Origin of the sequence: Variovorax raffinosi (genome assembly GCF_051216615.1) — a bacterium.
Classification (GTDB): domain Bacteria; phylum Pseudomonadota; class Gammaproteobacteria; order Burkholderiales; family Burkholderiaceae_C; genus Variovorax.
The window spans coordinates 109,486-129,116 of record NZ_JBPJZR010000014.1; the positions used below are offsets into that span (position 1 = coordinate 109,486).

General features: G+C 69.2%; 10 protein-coding genes. 1 reads left to right on the forward strand and 9 read right to left on the reverse strand.

The genetic code is table 11. The annotated features are described in order from the left end of the window. Positions 1-2: 2 nt before the first annotated feature. Positions 3-497, reverse strand: a complete 495-nt coding sequence (locus tag ACSFB7_RS31425; RefSeq protein ID WP_435476257.1) for a prepilin-type N-terminal cleavage/methylation domain-containing protein — start codon at positions 495-497, stop codon at positions 3-5. Positions 498-652: 155 nt separating this feature from the next. Here ACSFB7_RS31425 and ACSFB7_RS31430 point away from each other — a divergent pair, with 155 nt between their 5' ends. Then, complete coding sequence (locus ACSFB7_RS31430; RefSeq protein WP_435476258.1) at positions 653-1,111, forward strand: type II secretion system protein N; 459 nt, start codon at positions 653-655, stop codon at positions 1,109-1,111. Positions 1,112-1,144: 33 nt separating this feature from the next. Here the strand turns inward: ACSFB7_RS31430 and ACSFB7_RS31435 are convergent, their stop codons facing one another. From ACSFB7_RS31435 to ACSFB7_RS31470, 8 genes are all read right to left on the reverse strand, one after another. Then, positions 1,145-1,777 carry a transposase gene (locus ACSFB7_RS31435; protein WP_435476259.1) on the reverse strand — a complete coding sequence of 211 codons (633 nt, stop codon included), beginning with the start codon at positions 1,775-1,777 and terminating at the stop codon, positions 1,145-1,147. Positions 1,778-1,874: 97 nt separating this feature from the next. After that, positions 1,875-2,492 carry an RNA polymerase sigma factor gene (locus ACSFB7_RS31440; RefSeq protein WP_435476260.1) on the reverse strand — a complete coding sequence of 206 codons (618 nt, stop codon included), beginning with the start codon at positions 2,490-2,492 and terminating at the stop codon, positions 1,875-1,877. 126 nt (positions 2,493-2,618) lie between these two features. After that, positions 2,619-15,395, reverse strand: coding sequence for a filamentous haemagglutinin family protein (locus tag ACSFB7_RS31445; RefSeq protein ID WP_435476261.1), 12,777 nt, complete (start codon positions 15,393-15,395; stop codon positions 2,619-2,621). Beyond that, complete coding sequence (locus ACSFB7_RS31450) at positions 15,392-15,787, reverse strand: hypothetical protein (RefSeq protein ID WP_435476262.1); 396 nt, start codon at positions 15,785-15,787, stop codon at positions 15,392-15,394. The genes ACSFB7_RS31445 and ACSFB7_RS31450 overlap by 4 nt, the downstream gene beginning before the upstream one ends. 79 nt (positions 15,788-15,866) lie before the next feature. Then, the gene (locus ACSFB7_RS31455; protein ID WP_435476263.1) at positions 15,867-16,877 is read right to left on the reverse strand and encodes a FecR family protein; all 1,011 of its coding nucleotides are present in this window, start codon (positions 16,875-16,877) and stop codon (positions 15,867-15,869) included. Then, positions 16,877-17,425 carry an RNA polymerase sigma factor gene (locus ACSFB7_RS31460; RefSeq protein ID WP_435476264.1) on the reverse strand — a complete coding sequence of 183 codons (549 nt, stop codon included), beginning with the start codon at positions 17,423-17,425 and terminating at the stop codon, positions 16,877-16,879. The genes ACSFB7_RS31455 and ACSFB7_RS31460 overlap by 1 nt, the downstream gene beginning before the upstream one ends. Then, positions 17,422-18,189 carry an STN domain-containing protein gene (locus ACSFB7_RS31465; RefSeq protein WP_435476265.1) on the reverse strand — a complete coding sequence of 256 codons (768 nt, stop codon included), beginning with the start codon at positions 18,187-18,189 and terminating at the stop codon, positions 17,422-17,424. Before ACSFB7_RS31465 ends, ACSFB7_RS31460 begins: the two co-directional genes overlap by 4 nt. 139 nt (positions 18,190-18,328) lie before the next feature. Beyond that, the gene (locus tag ACSFB7_RS31470; RefSeq protein WP_435476266.1) at positions 18,329-19,522 is read right to left on the reverse strand and encodes a substrate-binding domain-containing protein; all 1,194 of its coding nucleotides are present in this window, start codon (positions 19,520-19,522) and stop codon (positions 18,329-18,331) included. Between the last annotated feature and the right edge of the window lie 109 nt (positions 19,523-19,631).

Below are 19,631 nucleotides of genomic sequence, written 5' to 3' on the forward strand. Positions count from 1 at the left end.
ACTCAGCGAACCTCGTAGCCACCCGCCGCATCGCGCAGCACGACCACGGTGGCGCTGCCGTGGCGCAGCTCCATCCGCCAGCTCGCGCCGATGGGCTCCGAAGTCAGCAACACCGGCCGCGCGGGCGTGACTTCCACCGGCGTCACGCGCCACTGCCGGGGGCGCAGTTCATCGTCGCGCACGAAGGTGTCGAGCGCACCCACTGTCGACACCACCGGGATCGCACTGCCGGGCGTGGCTTGCCAGGTGCCGCGCGCAAAGCTGTAGCCGTCGCCATTCGGCTGCCATGCGATCACGCGGCCGTCGACGCGCACCTCGTTCTGCGCGACCGCCAGGTGCTGCACCAGTTCGCGCGCATCGCGCCGCAGGTCTTGCGCGGGATCGGGCGCGATGCTCAGGCTGATCGCCGCGGTCGCGATGCCGACGATGACCATCACGACCATCAGCTCGATCAGCGAGAAGCCGCGTTCGCCGGCTGGCAAGGTTCCCTGTGGCATGCGCACCTTCATGTCGCGGCGCCCGGAGGATTTACGAGGCCGCAGCCCATGCTAGGAGGCCTGTGTGATGCGCGCATGAAAGCGCTGACACGAAACCCCAACGCCCCTGTGATAGACACGAAGCCCACCACCCCGCATCCGCGACAAGGAAGACCATGACCGCCGCCGCAACCGCCCGCCCCTTCGCGAAGTACACCGTTCATGCGGTGGGCCTGTTGCTTGTCGTGGGGGGCGTGGCGACATGGGCCCATCTGCTGCGCCAGCCGGCGCCGCAGGCAGCCCCCGCGCCGGTGCAGAGCAGCACGCAGGCAGACCCCACGGCCGATGCAATTGCCGCGTGGTTCAGCCCCGGCGAGCTGCGCGCGAACATCGCGATCAAGGGGCTCATCAAGAGCGCGGACCAAGGCGTCGTGGTGCTGGCCGTCAACGACGCGCCCGCAAGGCCCTACCAGGTCGGCGAGGCATTGGCCCGTTCGGTCACGCTGAAGGCCATCGAGGCGAACGCGGTGGTGATCGACAAGGCCGGCACCACCGAGCGCATTGCCGCGCCGATGATCCCGCAGCCCGCGACGCCGGGCATCGCCAGGGCCAGGCCGGCCGACGCGGCGCGCTGAGGCTCGCGACGACCCGCGCCGGCGGGCCGGCATCTACCGCACCACTTCGTGCGGCCTCGCACCAGGCGCGCCGGACGAGGCCGAGGCCCAGGCCGACAGCGCATGCAGCAGCCCGCGGTTGACGCGGAAGTCGCCATCGCCCGACTCCGGCAGGAAGGTGTGCGACAGGCAGCGCGTGATGACGCGCACCGCGCGCGCATCGGCGCCCACGGCGTTCAGTTCACGCGTGAACGCGGCGCGCGCGGGCAGTTCGTCGGCGAATTTTTCGAAGCCCACGAACCAGCGGAACAGCATGTTGTAGGTGAGGCTCTCGTGCACCTTCTCGCCGTCTTCCAGCGAATAGATGATCTGCAGCATCAGGCACTTGAACAACGTGGCCGCGCCGATGGTGCTGCCGTGCTGGTGCTCCAGGTCGGCGAGCAGGTCGCGCTCGTAGCGCAGCGCGTCTTCCACCAGGTCGTGCAGCGGCACGAGCGGGTGGCTCTGCGGCACCAGCGCGCGCAGGTTGTCGGCCTGCACCCAGGCCTGGTGGCTCACGATCCAGACCCACGGCGAGCCGTAGCGGTTGACCGCCACCGGCTCCTCGCGCGCCCGCTCGACGATCTTCGAGAGCTTGGCATCCAGCTCCTGCATGGTGACCCGCATGGGCGACATCCACTTCATCATCTGACTTCCTCCACTTCCTGAATGACTGTGCAACAGGATGCGTGACAGCGGCACGCGCAGAGGCCTCGCATCCGGTCACGCGCTCCCTGATCGATCATCAACGCAGCACGCCCAGGGCCTGCCGCAGCGCGGTGTCCACCTTGCGCACCGACACACCGTGGCGCCGTGCCACTTCCTGGCGCGACATCTCGTGCCAGCGCAGGGCCAGCAGCACCGACTGATGGCGGCGCGGCAGGCGCTGCATGGCGCGGTCGACCGCCGCCACTTCCGAGCGGGCCTCGGCGATCAGCTCGGGGCCGGGCTGCAGGTCGGCGATGACATCGACGTCCGCTCCCTCGTCGTTCAGGCCCAGCCAGCGCTTGCGCATGCGCAGGCTGTCCATCGCGAGGTTGCAGGCCACACGATAGACATACGCATCGGGGTTGCCCGGCATCTCCTGCGGGCAGCGCTCGCCCAGCCGAAGCCATGCGTCGTGCAGGCATTCGCTGGCCATGTCCGCACACCCGAGCTGGCGCTCCAGCCGGCGATGCAGCGCGTTGTAGTTCGCCGCCAGATGCGCCTGCAGATCGATCGCGGGCGCCTTCTTCTTCGGTGCGCGCAACGCCACGTCCACGGCCGGCAGCGCGATGCGCTCGTCCAGCGATCGCCAGATCGATGGGAACAGCATGGAGAACCGGTCCGGCGCACTGCGAATCGCCTGGGTGTTGGGGGTCATGATGGTTTTCGCTGAACGCCCGGCCAGCCCCGCACCCGGGATCGCCGGTTGCGGGAAAGGCCAGGCCTTGAGACAACAAGAAATGAACGAACAGTTGCGCCCGTCGACCGGGGCGCCGGGCGCGGGTCAGCGTTGCAGGTTGGCGCGCTCCTCGTCCGTCAGTTGCCGGCTCGCCGAAGGCGGCAGGCTGCCACCGCCACCGAGCACGCGGATCACGCTGCGCGGGTTGTAGGCCACCGGCGTGCCGGCCTTGCCGGCGGGTGCCTCGCTGCTGTTGTCGGGCGCCGGTTCGTTGCCGAAGCCGAGCACCCGCACCGTGAACACCGAAGGCAGCGCCTGCCGCGCGGCGGCGCGGTCGCGCTGCATCACGTCCTGCGCCGCCATGCTGGCCTGCGAGGCGGCCGCGCTGGCATTCGTCAGCGCGCCGACATTCACCGCCGCCACCAGCGGCAGGCCCGACGACTCGCCCTTGACCTGGATGTTGGCGGCGTTCACCACCTGCAGCGCCGCCACGTTGACATTGCCAGACACCCGGATGCCGGCCTCGCCCGCGTCGATGGTGCCCAGCGGCGCGATCAGGTCGACGTCGCCCGGCGGCACTTCGGCAATTGGCGCCAGCGTCGCGATGCCCGCGCCCGAACTCGGCACCTGCGGCGAAATCTCGACGTTGCCCACGTTGTCGTACACCACCTTCGGCGGCGTGAACAGCACCGTGGTCTTGGAGCCCCGGCCCGCATTGATGTCGCCCTTCTCGGACCACGCCAGGATGCCGCCGCCGAAGGTCGTCATGATGCGCGACAGGCCCAGCAGCAGGCTGCCTTCGCTGAACAGGCGGATGTCGCCCTGCCCCTGCGTCATCACGCCCGAGGTGGCCGGCGGCACCGCGCCCTGCACGCCCAGGATGATCTTGCCGCCCGGCGCCAGCATCTCGATGTCGCCACCGAAATTGGTGCGTACGCCCGAGGCGCCGAACATCGTGATGTCGCCGCTGCGCGCGATCGGGGCGCCGGCCGCGTCGTTGTCGGGGAACAGCGTGGCGATCATCTCGCGGCCGCGCAGGTACGAGCCCGTGCGGCTGCTGGTCTTGCTGTTGTATTCGCGGCCGCCTTCGCGCAGCTCGGCGTAGTACACCTGCCGCAGGAAGATGCGTTGCTGCTCGGGCGCCAGGCCATCGAAGTACGACAGCGCCTGCGCGGTGCTGCCGCTGAAGCCGTAGCGCGCCTTCAGCCATGCGGCGAGTTCGACCTCGTAGGTCTTGACGGCCTTGCCCGGCTGCTCGGCCAGCGGCGTGCCGGCTGCGGCGAGCTTCGACGGGTCGAGGTAGCGCGCGCGGATCGCGGACATGTCGAGGCCGGCGGCACCGACGCCGGCCATCAGCGCGATCGATGCGCCCGGCCTTGTGTCGCCCGGCACGACCGGCCCGATGGACGAGATGCCGCCACGGTCTTCCTGCAGCAGGTTGCGGCCCGCCGAGACTTCGAGGGTGCCGGGGCCGGCGACGTCGAAGTTGGCGTAGAGGATGTCGCGGCCGGCGGAGACGATGGAGACGTCGGTGGGGTTGGCGTGGACGATCAGGTTGCCATGCAGCGTGGTGGTGCTACCGGGAAAGTCGTTGCCCGGCGTCGTGGTGCCCGGTGCATCGCCTGTGTTGACGATGTCGCGGCCAGCCTTGATCCAGGTCGGGCCGGCGCCGTTGTACCAGGTCTGCGCGCCGTTGTTCATGCCAACGGTCTCGCCTGTCTTGAGCCCGACGATATCGCCACCCGCCGCATAGAAGCGGATGGGCGGTGCATCGGCGGCACGATCCAGCCTAATCTGCGCGCTGTTCGGGCCGAAGGCAAAGAGCGAAGGTCCGTTGAACTTCTTGCCGAAGATCGCGGCGCCGTCGCTGGAGGCGTTGCTCACCACCACGGCGCCCTGGCCGTCGATCCCCACGAACGCGGGATTGAACGGCGTAGGCAACGGCGTGCTGGCGCCGGACATGCTCACCGACGACTGGCCGGCATAGATCGAACCACCGGCGAGCATTTCCAGTTCGCCCTTCGCAGAGGGTGCGAGGACCAGGCCGAAGATCCCTGGGGCCGAGGGCGCCGACAGCACAGCGGCCTGACCGTAGTAGAGGCTGCCGGTCAGGGCCGCCACCCGGAAGATCGAGGGATACACGGTCCACATGTCGCCGGGCGTGGTGGACAGTTGGCCGCGGTCCCTTATCGTCGCCATGCTGGGCGTCAGCGAGCCGCCCGCGGACACCAGGTTGATCGCGCTGCGCCCGGTCCAGAGACTGAACCACCCCTGGCCGCCGCCACTGAAATCCGCTGCGTTGACAGAGAAGGCCGAGCTGTTCGGCGTGTCGCTACGCCCCGGGTCGGCGGCAGTGCCCAGCGCCAGGTCACCGAGCGTCTGCAGGTAGATCGCCGTGTCGCCCGGTATCAGGTTGATGCCGCCCTTGGCATCGACACCGGTCGCGGCGAACGGATCGACGCCGCGCGTATCGATGGTGTCGACCCCGTACATGCGCCCGAGGCTGCCGATCGACGCCGCACGCACCTGCGTGGCGCCACGCAGATTGGCAACGGCGCCCGTGAGCGAGAGCTTTTCGATGGAGCCGAGGGGGGCCAGCTTGCGATTCGGGTTGAGGGCACCCACGATGCGCATGTCGATGTCGCCACCGCCCGTGAGTGCAAGCGAGCCGTCGGCACCGACCCGGCCGGTGCTCCCGACCGCGACCACCAGCGCCTGGCTGCGGTCCGTCATGATCGTGCTGCTGGCGCTTTCTCCGCGCAGGTCGATCGCTCCAGCGTCACCGCCTGCGCGCACCGCGACGTTGCCGCCACCGAGCGCACCGATGCCCGTGAAACCGGTCAGGCCGGGCGCGGTGGCATCGTTCGCCGTGTAGGCGCCGAAGTTGATCCACCAGGCTGTCGGGATCGCGGCACCGACGGCGGCCGTGCCCGAGCCCTGCCGCCACAGCCAGTTGCCGGCGATGGCGCTGGTGGTCCCTCGCGAGTTGGCGGTCTGGGCGCCGCTGAGGTCGCCCACGAGCCTGCCACCGGCGGCCACCAGCACATTGCCGCCCTGATCCGGGTACCAGGCGCTGTAGGCGGCCAGGCTCTCGGCGTATTCGGGCAGGTCGGACTGCGGGCCGATCACCGTGCCGTCGGCGCCCGTGCCGCGCGCACGTTTGTAGGTCGCATCGACAGGCGTCGCCGTGCCGGCGGTGTAGACGCCGTAGAGCGAGTCCATGCGGATGTCGCCAGCCGCGATCAGCGAGAGGTCGCCGGTGCCGGTACGCAGCACGCTGAAGGCGTCGGGAGGCAGGTTGTTGTTGGCGATCAGCGAAGGGTCCACCACATAGTGCGTGTCTGCCAACCGGATGGCGCCTGCCGAAGCGGGGTTGAGCGCACGCCGGTCGGCGGCGCCGAGGTCGGCACCCGCCACCAGCTTCAGGTCCCACGAGGTGGCGCCCGCGCCCAGCATCGGCGCGACGGCCCAGTTGCGGCCTTGCGTGCCATCGACCACCGGCCGCAGGTTGACCGGCAGGCCATCCAGCAATTGCACCGTGGTCATCGACGGGATGACCGAGCCCCGCTTCAGCTCGATCTGCTCGGTCGTGATCATGGCCGCCGGCAAGGGCACGCCCTTGGGCCAGATCAGTGCGGCCACGTAGGCGTCCGAGCGCAGCGTCATGCCCGCGCCCAGTTGCATGTCGACCCCCAGCACCACGGCTGCCGACAGCACCGTGCCCGCGGCATAGGCCACGGTCCCGTCGGCGTTGTAGATATCGGCCCCCACGACGGTGCCCGCCGGCAGGTTCATTTCTCTCGTGAGCACGGCATTCACGGGCAGCCGCGTGCCGGCCGGCAATGGCGTGTCCGCATCGGTCATCACGGTCACGGGGTAATTGAGGACCGCACCGGCCCGGAACATCGTGCCGGCCTCGAGCTTCACGCCATCGATCGGCACCACGATGTCGCCACCGAATTTGCTGCTGCCGGTGGTCAGCACCCAGGTGCTGTCGCCGGGCGTGGCCGCGGGCGGCGCGAAGCCGTCGTTGATGCTGCCGTTGATGTTGAGGCTGCCGGCGGCACGGATCACCAGCCGGCCGGGCTCGCCGAAGCCAAGCCGCGCCGGATCGCCGCGGCTCGCGTCGGGGCCGTAGCGGTAGCTCGAGAAATCGAGGTCGCCATCGACCGTGAGGTCGCCGTGCGGATTCTTCACGCTGTCGCTGACGATCTCCACGCCGGGGCGCAGGTGATAACGGCCCAGGCCCGCGAGACGGTTACTCAGGGCCGTGTTGCCGAGCGCAGCGTTGATGAAGGCCTGGCTGTCGCGGTCGATGCGGTCGAGTTCGGCCTGGTTGATGAGTTGCGGCGTGTAGCCCGACACATCGGTCTGGGGTGCCAGCGGCATGTCGTCGTAGCGGCGGAAAGCGTTGACCGCCACGCTCTTCGCGCCCTGCACGACCGGCGCCCCATTGACCGTGACCGCCACGTCGTTGGCGCCGACGCGCCGTGCATTCAGGTCGAGCGTGCCGCGCGCGCGGCCGTCGTTCTGACCCGCACCGGTGCCCACGGCCACGTCGGTGCCGGCGCGCAGGTCGATGCGCGCATCGGCACCCAGCGTCAGCGTGCCGTCGCTGCTTGTCAGATCGACCACCGCCCGGTTCGGGCTGTCGATGATCTTTCCGTAGCTGTCCACGCGCAGGCCCGTGCCGTGCGCATCGAGCGTGCCGTTGACCATGAGGTCGCCCTTGGCCGCCAGTCGGATCGAGCCGACCTGGTAGCCGCTCGCGTCGATGCGGCCGTCGACGCGCAGGTTGCCGCCGTCGAGCGCGATCGACACTTCGCGCGCCTTCACGCCGTCGCCCACGACAAGGTCGCCCTGCTTGACCTGGAAGCGGCGCGCGCCGAACACGGCACCTTCGTTCAGCCGGCTGTTCAGGCCCGCGAAGTCGCCGAGGGTCTGCGCGCGCACCGTGAGTTCGGCCGCGTCGTAGGGCACGACCGTGCCGCCGGCGTCGTAGCTGCCGCTGCTGGCGCCGCGGATCGCGCCGGCCAGTTCGACATGGCCGGCATTCGCACCGAGCGCCGTGGCGTCGATGGTGCCGCCACGGTTGAAGCGGGCCGAGACGTCGATGAGCGAACCGCCCGCCTGGGTGATGTTGCCGGCCGCGCTCGACAGCACGAAGTCCCCGCCCCAGCTGTACTTGTCGACATCGAACAGCGACACCTTGCGGCCCGACAGGTCGATGCGCGAGGCGCCGCCGAGCACGATGTCTCCGTTGGCCGACAGCACCAGCCGGCCCGAAGGCAGCGCGATGTTGCCGTCGACGGCAATGCTTTGCCCCTTCAGTTCCAGCGTCGCGCCCAATGCATCGCTCGATGCGCCCGCGCCGGAGGCGGCGGCCACGGTGACGGCACCACCCGCGGTGATGCGCATCTTCGACGCTGCCTGCCCGGTCAGCACCGGCGCTTCAATGCGCAGGTTGCCGCCTTCGTAGGCGTAGCCCTCGCCCGGCGTGTAGACGGCGCCCTGGCTCCGGTAAACGGCGAGCGTGTTGCTGCCGCGGGAAGTGACGCGCTCGGAAGCCGTCAGCTTCACGTTCCTGAAGCCCAGTGCGATGCGCTCGTCGGTGGTGAGGCCGTCCGGCTGCGCATAGGGGCCGGGCCCGAACACGATCGAGCGGGCTGCAATGTCGAGCGTGCCGTCGCCCAGTTGCGGGACCATCGCCGCGCCAGGCGCCGCCGGGGAGCCGGTCCAGACGAATTCGCCCGCGCGGATCGCGGCCACGTCGCCGGCCGCGCCGTAGCCATAGATGGCTGGCGTGCCGAGCACCAGCCGCTGCAGGCTCGATGCGTCGAGCTTCACGGAACCGAAGACATTGACGGCGTCGCGCGCATTGAGCGTCAGCGTTTCCAGGGCCGGTGCGCCGATGGCGGTGTTGCCGGCCAGCAGCTGGTCGAGCTTCGCCTGGTTCAGCACGAGGCCGCGCGGCAGTCGGCCGTTGGCGTCCGCGTTCGCAATGCCTGTGTCTTCCCCCAGATTGATTGCGGCCAGCGCGAGCGACAGGTTGCGCGTGCCGTAGGAGACCTTGGGCGTCAGCGTCAGCGAGCCACCGGTGGCGATTGCCAGCGTGCCTTCGGACACAAGGCGGGTCGTACCGCCGCAGGCGGTGCTCACGCAACTGCCGATGTCGATGCCCACCGTGGTGGTCAACCCGTCCGGCGGTTGCCTCAGTTGCAGGTTCAGCCAGCCGTTGGAGAGTGCCACCACGCCGGAGCCGGTGAACAGATAGCCCGCGCGCGAATCGAAGCCTCCGTTACCCTTGCCGATCGTGCTGATCGATGCGCCCTCCTCGATGACGATGCTGCGATCGCTGTCGGAATCGCTGCCACCCGTGAGGAAGACATCGCCAGCCGACAGGCTGGCGCCGCTGCGCAGCACCAGGTTGAGCCGAAGGATGTCGGCGACGACCTCGGCAAGGTAACCGTTCTTCCCATAGCCCGTGGCGATCGCACCATTGAGCACGAGCCGTGGCGCGTGAAGCTTGTTCAGTTCGTCCGCATGGACGGAAGCACCGATCAAACCGTCAGTGGCAGCCTGTCCCGGCGCCAGGACTTCGCCGAGCAGGCGCACATTGACCGTACCGCTGTAGCCCGGCGTGCCGGGCTCGGCACCCAAGCGCGTTTCGCCGTCGAACTTCAGGCTGGTGCGCTCAGTGTCCGCATCCGCCGGCTTCACCAGCGAGATGTCCAGCGTCTTCGCGTCCGAGGTGATCATGCCGCGCAGAAAGCTGTGCCGCGCCGCATCGCCCACCACGAAGGCGTTGTAGTCGGTCTCGTTGTAGCTGGAATGCCTGCGCACATGGCTGCCCGGGGTGACGATGAGCTGATTCGGCAGCGACTCGCGCACCGCGCTGTTGGCCACGCTCAACTGCCCGGCCATGCGCCAGGAGCCGCCACCGACGTCGCTGACGCCTGGAATGCCGAGCGGGCCCACGGCCCCGATCTCCACCCGGAACGCGCCCGGCAGCAGGGCGTAGTTGGACGGCATCAGCGTGTAGGTGCCGGCAGGCAGGCCCGGCACGCCCGCCGGCACGGTGATCTGCTGCCCGATGCCCGGCGTACCGAAACCCGCTTCGGGCGCCACCGGCGCATAGCTCCCCGCGTAGCCGGGAACGATCGCATAGACCGTGTTCTTCGCGCTGCTGTAGCTGTTGGCCGGATTGGCATTGGCCAACGGCGTGGCCAGGATGTCGACCGAGCCGCCTCGGCCCGCGACGAAGCCCGCGCCCGCGAGCGTGCCGCCACCCGACAGGTCGAGCACCGCGCCGTCCTGCACGTCCACATGGCGGCCCTTCAGGCCGATGCCGCGCCCGACAGTGGCGCCTCCGGATGCCATGCCACCGACGTTGTCCGGCGTCACGGGCTTGCCGTTGTATCTGTAGCTCAGGCCGTCGGTGGTGCCACCGTAGGGCATCGCCAACCCTGCGCCGCTGACCGAGGTGAGGCTGCCCGCAAGCAAGTTCACCAGGCTGGGCGTCGCGTTTTCCCCATAAGAGCCCAACATGATCCGGCCCAGCGGCGCACGCACGACGCCGCCCTGCTCGATGGTTTCGGCGCCGAGAAGGAGGCTGCCGAAAGCCGAGTAAGGCATGGCTGGATCGGTATCGCCCTGTCGGTGGATGGCCAGCACGCTGCCCGATGCGAAATTGCGCGGCTGGCCTGTTTCGGGATCAAAGCCCGGAAGCGGGAAGCCGGCCAGGATCTGGGCATTGGCACCGGTCGCCGGATAAATCTGCGCGGCGGTCAACGTCATGCTCCCTGGCGTCGAGAGTTCGGTGGTGATCTCGCCGCTGAGGCCGAGCCCCGGCACGCCACCGAGCAGCCGAATGTCGCCGCTGCTGGCGAGGTCCACCATCGCGAAGCCGCGCCGGTCCACGGTGTAGCCACCAATCCCGAGGCTGACGTTGGCATGGGTGCCGAAGCCGACACGGTCGCGCACATCGATCAGGTCCGCCTGGACCGTGAAGCGGCCATCGCCCGCCTGGAGCGAGGCTCCGTTGGCCCAATTGGCTGCCGGCAGCACGGTGGTGTTCGATGCATTGGCGCGCGTCACGCCTGCCAGGCGCACATAAGGCGCGGACAGGCTCACGCTCGAGGCGGGTGCGCTGTTCTCGCCATGCGCGTAGGTGCCCGCATACAGGCGCAGGCTCTGACCCAGGTGCAACGCGACATCGCCATCGAAACTCATCGGCCCGTGCACGAGCATCGACAGGTTGTCGAAGCCGCCCGCGACAATCCGGTCGACACCGATGCGCGCGCTGCCGGTGCGCAGCATGCTCCTTGCCTCGGCACGCGTTCGCGCCGCGGCCAACGGGCTGTTGCCCTGCACCTGCGCCACCGTCAGTTCACGATGGCGCAGCACCTCACCGCGGGTGATCGCGATTTCGTAGATCGCGGAGTCCAGCGCCACGGCGAGCGTGCCACCCGCGGCGCCAGCACCGCCCGACGCAGCACGCAGCGTGCCGTCGAGGTACAGGCCCTGGTTGGACTTGAGCACGATCAAGCCGCCCTTGCTTGCCACCGTCGCCGGTGCGGGCAAGCCGATACCTTGATCGATCACGGCACTGGCCCCGGAGGCATCGAGCAGCGCGCCCGACCGGATCACGATGAAGGACTCGGGCACGCTGGCCTCGCCCGTCTTTTCCCAGTCCAGCGCACCGCCGATGGTGATGGTGCCACCGTCGACCACACGTCCATACGAGCGGCCCGTGTTGTCCCGTGCCACTGCCGCGCGCGCCGCGACATCGAGCACCGCATGGTCGCCGATCCAGACCAGGCCGGGTCGCCTGGGCAGCCCGATGCCATCGATTGCAATCGTGCCGCCCGAAGCGGTGAGTGTGCCGTCGACCGTGACGTCGCGGCCCTTCAGCGTGATCGACTGGCCTGGATCCACCGAGACGGACGCGCCCGGTCGGACGTCGACCGGACCGCCAGGCGCGGGCCTGCCGCCCGGGGTCATACCGATGGTCGATTGAAGCAGCAGGTTCGCGCCGCCACGCTGCGTGAGCACGGCTTTCAACGGATCTTCCGTCCAGACCGGTGGCGTCCACAACTCCAGCGCGCTGGCGGGTCGCTCGCCGGTGGCGAAGTTTCGCGATGTTTCGGCGAAGCGATAGACCGGCATCTTCACGTCGAGCTTCGCATCGGCGGCCACGACCACTCCCATGTGGCCGTTGAAGTCGTAGTTGCCGAAGCCCGACTGGAAGATGGCGGGATCGACGGCCAGGTTCGTGCTGGTGCGCACCTGCCCGCTGAACACGCTGCCGGCCAGGACCTGCGAGCCGCTCTTGACCGTGAAGTCGGCGGGTGCCACGCGGCCGGCGTACACCGTCACGTCCTCGGGGGCAATGGCGAAGCCATTCGGAAACACGGCACCCGGCACCACATAGTCGATCGGAAAAGTGCTGGCATTGGTGTTCAGCCGTGTCACCTTGGCGCCAGCCGGAATCGTCACGCTCACCCAACTGGCGTCATCCCTTTGATAGGACGTGAAGACCTGGGTCCTGCCATTGACGATAGCCTGCACGGTATAGCTGCGCAGGCCGCCGGGAGCGGCAGGCGGCAGCGTCCAGGGCGCCGCGAGGATGACGGCATTCGCGTTGGCATCGAAGATGGGCAGCCTCGCGACGACCTCGCCCGGCAACGCGCGGGTGCGTTTGTAGGTGTAGTCGACCGGCAGGATGTCGCCCGCGCGGACCCGGTAGTCCTGCAGCAGGATCGCATCGGTGGGTACGGGCTGGCCGGCTTCCAGCAGGCCGGAACCCGCGTCCTTGCCACCAATGACGATCCCCGTGCCCGACGCCAGCCGCAGCGTGCCGCCGCCATTGACGCCATAGCCTCGGACCTCGCCATCGACGGTCAGCAACCCATGGCTGTTCTTGTCCACCGGCTGCACGTCGGCAAACAGCGTCACGTCGCCACCGCGCCCGCCGCGCGTCTTGCCGCCGGGCAGCACCGCGCCGCCCGATGACACGTCGATCAATGCGTCGGCCGAAAGCGTCACCGCACCCGAGCTGCGAATGTCCACGCTGCCGCCGTCGATGTACGGCAGGCCGCGAGCGTCGCGTCGCTCGAGCTGCAGGTTGTTCCACAGGCCGCGCGCATCGAGCTTCACACCCTTGGCCACCACCACCTCGATCGGCGTATCGACGGCCGCGGGCATCGGGCCGTCACTGATGCCAGTGGGGGTTGTGTTGCCCAGCACATTGCCCAGCACGATGTTGCCGCCGCGCGCCGTGAGGTCGGCATCGACCGCAACCTGTGTTCCGTGCAGTCGGATGCGCCCGCCGGGCACCACCGACAGCGCGCTCTCGACCTTCACGCTGTTGCTCGCCAGCGCCGTGAGCTCGCCGAGCCCGAATCCGTTCAGGCGTTCGCTGTCGATGTAGAGCGTTTCCTTGCGCTCGGGCGGCAACGGCGTGTCGGGCGAGAGCCCGGCGCCGATGTCCGGTTGCGTGGTGCCGAAGACGACGCGTTTGAAGGTCGGCGCCAACAGACGGAAGGCGCCCACAGGGCCCAACGACGCATCGGCGTTGTAGCTGGTGAAGTAGCTGCCGAGGATCAGTTGCGCCGCCCGCGCCGCCGCGTCGTGCGACTGTGCGTAGCCGCCGAGCCCGGCATCGGGCCGGCTCAGCTGCCCCGGCCCCTGGTAGGCCGTGGAGGTGACGCCGCCTTCCAGCACTGCCGCATCGGTGGCCACCACCAGCCGGCCCGCGTCGCGGCCCACCGTGTAGCCGTTCTCCAGCCGCTGCTGCGGGCCGATCAGCGGGTTGTAGAAGAAGCCCGTGGTCTTTTCGCCCCAGCGCTTGTGCTCGTCTTCGAAGCCGCGGTAAAGGCCGGTGTAGGCGATGTCGTCGCGCGCCTTCGAGACTTCGTAGAGCCGTCCGTCCGGCCCCTTGAGCCAGCTCTGGCGGATCATGCCGGTCTGCACGTCGAGCGTGCCGCCCGACAGGTTGATGTTCGAGCCCGCGTGCGTGACCACCTCGCCGCCGGTGAAGGTCACGCTGCCGCCCTGCCCCGCCCACTCACCGATGCTGTGGCCCTGCAGGCCCAGGTAGCCGCCGACTTCGAGCAGCCCGCCCGGCGTGTACCAGCGGTCCTTGTCATAGCCGCCCGTGCCCGCGGCCAGGCGCTGCAGCTTGCGGCGGTCGATCCACACATTGCGGTTGTTCAGCAGCGCGTTGTCGCGGTTCAGCGGCGAATCGCGCTGTTCGTTGCCCTGGATGTTGATCTCGATGTTGTTCGATGCCATCGCGACCTGCACGCCCACGGCGCCCGAGACGTCGAGCCGCGCGCCGTCGGCCACGGTGGTGCGGCCGGTGGCCTTGCCCGCGCTCACGGCGAGCTGGCCGCCGGTGGCCAGCGTGATGGAGCCGCCCTCGAACAGCACGTTGCCGCCAGAGACGATCTCGATGCGCGACAGGTCGCGCCGGTCGTCCAGCAGCGAGAGGTTGTCGAAGACACCGGCCACACTCGCCGGCTCGCGCGGCACACCAGTCATCAGTGCATCGCGCTGGCTGTCCAGCGCCGTGCGGCCGTTCCGGTCGTCGATCAGGACAGCGTTCAACGCCTTCGGTGTCACGGTGACACTGCCGAGCTTGTCGCTCGCCGAATTCAGCAGGTGGATCGTGCCGCGCGTGTCCACGGTGGTGGTGGCCAGCGCCACGCCGTCCTGCACCACCTTGCGGCCGGCCAGCGTGATGTCGCCTTCGGGCGCTCGCAGCAGACCGGTGTTGAGCACGTGGCCCGCTGTGCTGTCGGCGTTGAACTGCGGCGCCACTTCGTTGCCGCGCGTGGTGGCGCCCTGATTGGCCGCCGTGCCCTGGCCGGGCCGCACGATGAAGAAATCGCCCGCGGCCAGTTGCACCTGGCCGCGTGGCGTGGTGATGGTGCCGGCGTTGCTCACGTCCTGGCCCAGCATCAGCACGTAGCCGCCGCCCTGCTTGACGGAGGCCGGTGTGGCCGTGGTGATCTGCGCGCCCGCCTCGACCTTCACCGCGCCGCCCGCGTCGGTGAAGCTCGGCGCGTAGCTGTTGCTCGTCTTCGCGCTGTGGATGCCGCGCGCCTTGAACTGCTCGTCGCTGATCTTCGCGGCGGCGGCCACGAGGTTGCGCGTGTCGACCTGGCTGGTGCCGTTGAAGACGATGCCGTTGCGGTTGGCAATCAGCACCGAGCCGTCGGCCTTGATCTGGCCCTGGATCTGCGAAGGTCGCGCCTGCGGATCATTGACGCGGTTGAGCACGGCCCAATCGGCCTGCTGCTGGAACTGCACCGTGGTGTTGCGGCCGACGTTGAAAGTTTCCCAATTCAGGATCGCGCGGTCGCCGGTCTGCTGGATCGCGACGTTGGTGCGGCCGTTGACCTGCGACTGCACCGGTGCGTTGGCGTTGAGCCAGCCCGCGGTGAGGCTGTTCGTGTCGACGCGCAGGCCGCCCTCGGCCAGGCCGTCGGGCACCGACGAAGGATCGTCCTGCGCCGCGCGGCGCGCCGCGGCCTGCGCCGCTTGCTGCGCGGCGATGGCCTGTGCCGCGAGATTCAGGTTGCCGATCGAGCGCTGCAACTGCGCTTCGGCCTGCTGTCGCTGCGCGGTCGGTCCGTTGAGCGTGGACACCGGCATGCCGTTGGGCAGCCGGCCCGTCTGCATCGCGTCAGCCTGGGCCGCGCCCTTCGCGGCCATCCACGCAGGGCTGAAGGCCTGGCCCGCCTGCGCCGTGGCCAGCGTGCCGAGCGTTGCGAGCGCGACGGCGATGGCGCGCGCCAGCGGCGCCCGGTGAAGTTCGCTCCCATCCGTGGTGCGTCGTGCCGCGAACGAACGCGTGCGTGAGAGATGCGAATTCAAGACCATGATTGCCTGGATTGCCTGCGGCGATAGTGCGTGGAAGATGTGTCGGAAACAGTGCCGAGTCCGGCCACGCGGATGTCGCCCGGCATGCTCGCGATCAGCGGGCGACGGGCACTGCCCCGGCGAGGTGCGACCCGTGGCGCGGCGATGCTGCGCGCGGCAGGCAGCAGCAGCGCCCACAGCGCCACGGCCTCGCGCCAGGCCTGCGCGTGCGCCGCACTGCGTGCGCACCAGCGGCGCAGCGCACGCGCCTCCTGCTCGGCTTGCTCATCCGCATCGCTGGCGCGCATCCGGTTCAGGCGCACCAGCAGGTCGAGCGCCTCGTCCAGACATGCCTCGGCGTCGCGCAAGGCGCGCGTCGCAGGATCGTCGGAGAGCGTCTGTTTCATCCTCCATGACGATCCTGTGGAGGACAACCCGTAAATTATTTTTTGCGGGAAGACGGCAATGACGACGCGATGGGCGGCATCAGCTCAGCAGCACGATGCCGCCGGGCAGGTTGCGCAACCTCGCGCCATACAGCTCGCGGATCATCACCGGCACGTTGTCGATGCTGCGCAACGCCACCTGCATCCGCACCGGCGTGCGGGCCAGTCCCTCGTTGCGCAGGATGATCCGGCCAGGGCGATAGCGGTTGATCTCGGCGACCACCTCGGCCAGTGGCGTCTGGTCGAAGGACAGCGTGCCGCTGCGCCAGGTGCTCACGCGCGCCAGGTCGGCGCGCTCTACGTCCTGCATGCCCGCACGGTCATAGATCAACTGGCGGCCGGCTTCGAGCGGGCGCTGCTGCCCGGCCACCGACACCGACACGCGGCCATCGATGCAGGTCACGCAGACCTGCGGCCCGGTGTAGCGCACGTTGATGCGCGCGGTGCGCGCCTGTATGCGGCCACCGCCGGCCTCGACGAAGAAATCGTCAGCGCCCCTGGCCTGGATCTCGGCTTCGCCGCTCACCAGTTCCATGCCGCCGCTCTCGCTGCCGGCCTTGCGGTTGATGAGCGTCTGCGTGTTCATGCTGACGTTGACGCGCTGGCCGAGCGCCACCTGGCGCTGCTCGCCGGTGGCGGTGCGGTAGTCGGCCGTCAGCTCGCCGACCGAAGGCCACAGCCCCAGCGGCGGCTCGACCATCAGCACGCCCGCGGCCACCGAAGCCGCGACCGCGCCGCCGAAGAAGGCGCGGCGACCGGGCGAATGCAGCACCTGCGACAGCCCGCTGATGGAGGGCCATGTCAGGGAGAAGGCACCTCCGCGCGAGGCCTGGCGCCGGGCTTCCTCGGCCAGCAGCGGATCGAGCGCGGTCCAGGTGCGCATCACGTCGCGCCAGGCCTGGGCGTGTTCCTTGCTGCGCGTGGCCCACTGCCGGAATGCCTGGGCATCGGCGCGGGTCGCCTGGCCCGAATGCAGCCGCACCCACCAGGCGTCAGCCTGGCGGCGAAGCATGCCGGGTTCGTTGTCGGGGGAGGTCATGATGGCGCTCATCAGTATTTTCTCGCACCGATGTAAAGGCCACGTTGAGCCGCTTCCACCTGCGGCAGGTGCTTCTTGCAGAACTCCAGCGCCGCACGGAGTTCCTTCTCCACCGTGCTCACCGACACATCGAGGTGCCTGGCGATCTCGCTGTTGAGCTGCCCCTCGACCCGCGCCGCCACCAGGATCGCGCGGCGTCGCGCCGGCATGCGGTTGAGCACCAGGCTCAGCGCCTGCACGTCGCTGCGTGCGCTCGCGACGCGTTCGGGGTCGCTGGCTTCGTCGACGATGTGTACCAGCTCGGCGATCTCGCCACGCACCAGCAGCACGTTGTCCTGGCGGTACTGGTCGGTCGCGATGTTGGCGGCCATGCGCAGCAGGTAGGCGTCGGGGTTGTGCACGGTGGCGCCCTCGCCCATCGCAGCCAGCCGCAGCCAGGTTTCCTGCATCGCATCGGCCGCGTCGTCGCGCGAACCGACGATGCGTTCGAGCTTGCCTCGCAGCTCGGTATAGCGCGCGACCATGCGCGCGCGCAGCGAGGACGAAAGGTTGTCGTTCATGGCGCGCGCGCGGTGTTGCGGCCGCAGTCGGATTCCGCGCCCGGCCCCTCGGGCAGCAGCAGGATCACCAGCGGCTGCGGCAGCGAAGGCGGCGGCGGCGCGCCGACCGCCAGGCCGCGCACCTTGCGTTGGACCGCCGCATCGCGAGCCGATTCGCCGGTGGTGCTCAGCAGCCGGAAGCGCTCCACCGCACCCTGCGCATCCAGTCGCAACTGCAGCGCGAGCCGATAGCCGCCGGGCCTTGTCTGCGCCGATTCGCACAGGCTGCCGCGCAGCGCCTGCTGCACCTGGGCCGCATACGCGCGGTGCGCGCCGTCTCCCGTGCTGAAGCCCGATTCCTCGATGGCCGTTGCCTCGCCTCCCGCCGCGCGCGTCGCGACGCCCGGCGTGCGCGCCGCGCGGATCACGATCGAGCCCGCGTTCGCGTAACGCGCCTCCAGACCAGTTCCTGACAGCATTGCCTCCAGTGCCTCCATTGCAGTCAGCGTGCCCCGCACCGCGCTCGAAGAACGCTGCGCCTGCTCGCCATCGATCAAGATGTCCAGCCCCGTCGCCTTGCTGAAGGCCTCGATGGCATCGCCCAGACGCTGGGCCGTGATGTCGAATTCGATCTGCGCCACCGGCGCCGCCTGCAAGGCCGGCACCGAAAGCTGTTGTTGTTCTTGCGGCTGGGCATGCACGCCGCGCACGGCGAACAACGCGGCCGCACCGGCCAGACACCACGTCAGTGCCAGCACACTGACCGATGCCGAATTCGCTGTCATACCGTGTTGACGCACATGTTCCTGAGTTGCCGCGTCTGCCAGACCGCACACCCGGGTGTGCCCTACACACCGGGGTTACGTTAGTCCGGCGTGGTGACGTTCCCATGACATTCGTTACACACATGTGTGCTTATGTCATTCAGTTCTGCAGCGGCCGCCCGATGCCGTTGCAGACGTTGACGTTGCCGATGCCCAGCGGGTTGTTGATGTCGAGGAAGGTGTTCGCAATGGCCGTCCGCCACGTGGCCGGCAGTGCAATCAGGCCGTTGCCGAAGCTCGTGGTGCTGTAGAAGCCGGCCAGGAAGTTCCGGAGCTTCGTCTGTACCGCCAGGTTGCGATAGCACTGGCCCAGCAGCAACTGGGTGGTGCCGAAGATGGGATAGGTGGCACCGGCGCCCGTGGCCGGCACCGGCTTCGCATAGGGCGGCACCCACGCGAGCAGGTTGCCCGCGGCGGCAGTGCCCACGCCCGGCAATGCCTGGACCGCGAGCGCTGACTGGATCGATGTCGCGACCGGCAGCAGGCCGTTGACCTTCGCGACCACCGCATTGCTGGTGCCCGTGAAGACCGCATCCGGCGTCAGGTAGCCGATGCGCCCGTCGGTGCCGAACGATGCCGCCATCGCACTGTCGCCGGCCACGCCGACCCAGTGCGAGGGGATGAGGCCGCCCGCAACCGCGCCGGCCACCACGGCCGCGAAGTTGCCCGACGCCACGAAGCCCGCACCCGGACAGGCCGCGACCAGATAGCGGCTCAGCCATTCGGTGGCGCCGCTGCCGTCGGTGCGATAGACCAGCTTGATCGCGGTGGTGTCGCTGGTGCCGAGCACCTGGCCCCAGGTCATGCCGCCCGGCTTGTGGGAGAAGACGGCGCACATCTGCGCGTCGGACAGATCGAGGTTGCTGACGCCGGCGCGCTTGTAGGGAACCAGCACGGGTGCAGCGATGGCGGGAACCTGGGCCATGCGGCCCCAGGTCGTCAGGTGAGCGACGTTGTAGTTCGAGACTTCCGGTGCGGTCAGCATGAAATCGCTGTCGGCGAAGTGCACCGATTGCGTGGATGGCCAGGCGGGACGCATGGCAAGCGATTCATTCCTGAAGGCCGTCGCATCGTTGTTGAAGAAAGCCGCCTTCCCGGCTGCGCTGCCGGTGCCGGTGTAGCTGAAATCGGTGAAGCCCACGCCGCTGGGCATCAACTGGTCGTAGGTGGCCTTGGGCAGCACCGAGCCGCCGCCGACGGCCATCTGCGCATGGGCCGTGGCGCAGGCCAGCAGGCCCGCCATCGCCGCAGCGGCCGCGCACACGAACGCAGCCATCTTGTGCTTTGCACGCATGGAAAGCTCCTTGGGTCGCATGGACAGGAAAAAGCCTCGAGGGCCGGGGCCGCACCGCATGCGGCACAACCCGTCGCCTCGAGGCAGGTCCGGAACCCGCCGCACCGTG

Bases quoted from the DNA above. Each gene is read 5' to 3' on its own strand.
- ACSFB7_RS31425 (WP_435476257.1), bottom strand. From the start codon at position 497: ATGCCACAGGGAACCTTGCCAGCCGGCGAACGCGGCTTCTCGCTGATC.
- ACSFB7_RS31430 (WP_435476258.1), top strand. From the start codon at position 653: ATGACCGCCGCCGCAACCGCCCGCCCCTTCGCGAAGTACACCGTTCAT.
- ACSFB7_RS31435 (WP_435476259.1), bottom strand. From the start codon at position 1,777: ATGATGAAGTGGATGTCGCCCATGCGGGTCACCATGCAGGAGCTGGAT.
- ACSFB7_RS31440 (WP_435476260.1), bottom strand. From the start codon at position 2,492: ATGACCCCCAACACCCAGGCGATTCGCAGTGCGCCGGACCGGTTCTCC.
- ACSFB7_RS31450 (WP_435476262.1), bottom strand. From the start codon at position 15,787: ATGAAACAGACGCTCTCCGACGATCCTGCGACGCGCGCCTTGCGCGAC.
- ACSFB7_RS31455 (WP_435476263.1), bottom strand. From the start codon at position 16,877: ATGAGCGCCATCATGACCTCCCCCGACAACGAACCCGGCATGCTTCGC.
- ACSFB7_RS31460 (WP_435476264.1), bottom strand. From the start codon at position 17,425: ATGAACGACAACCTTTCGTCCTCGCTGCGCGCGCGCATGGTCGCGCGC.
- ACSFB7_RS31465 (WP_435476265.1), bottom strand. From the start codon at position 18,189: ATGACAGCGAATTCGGCATCGGTCAGTGTGCTGGCACTGACGTGGTGT.
- ACSFB7_RS31470 (WP_435476266.1), bottom strand. From the start codon at position 19,522: ATGCGTGCAAAGCACAAGATGGCTGCGTTCGTGTGCGCGGCCGCTGCG.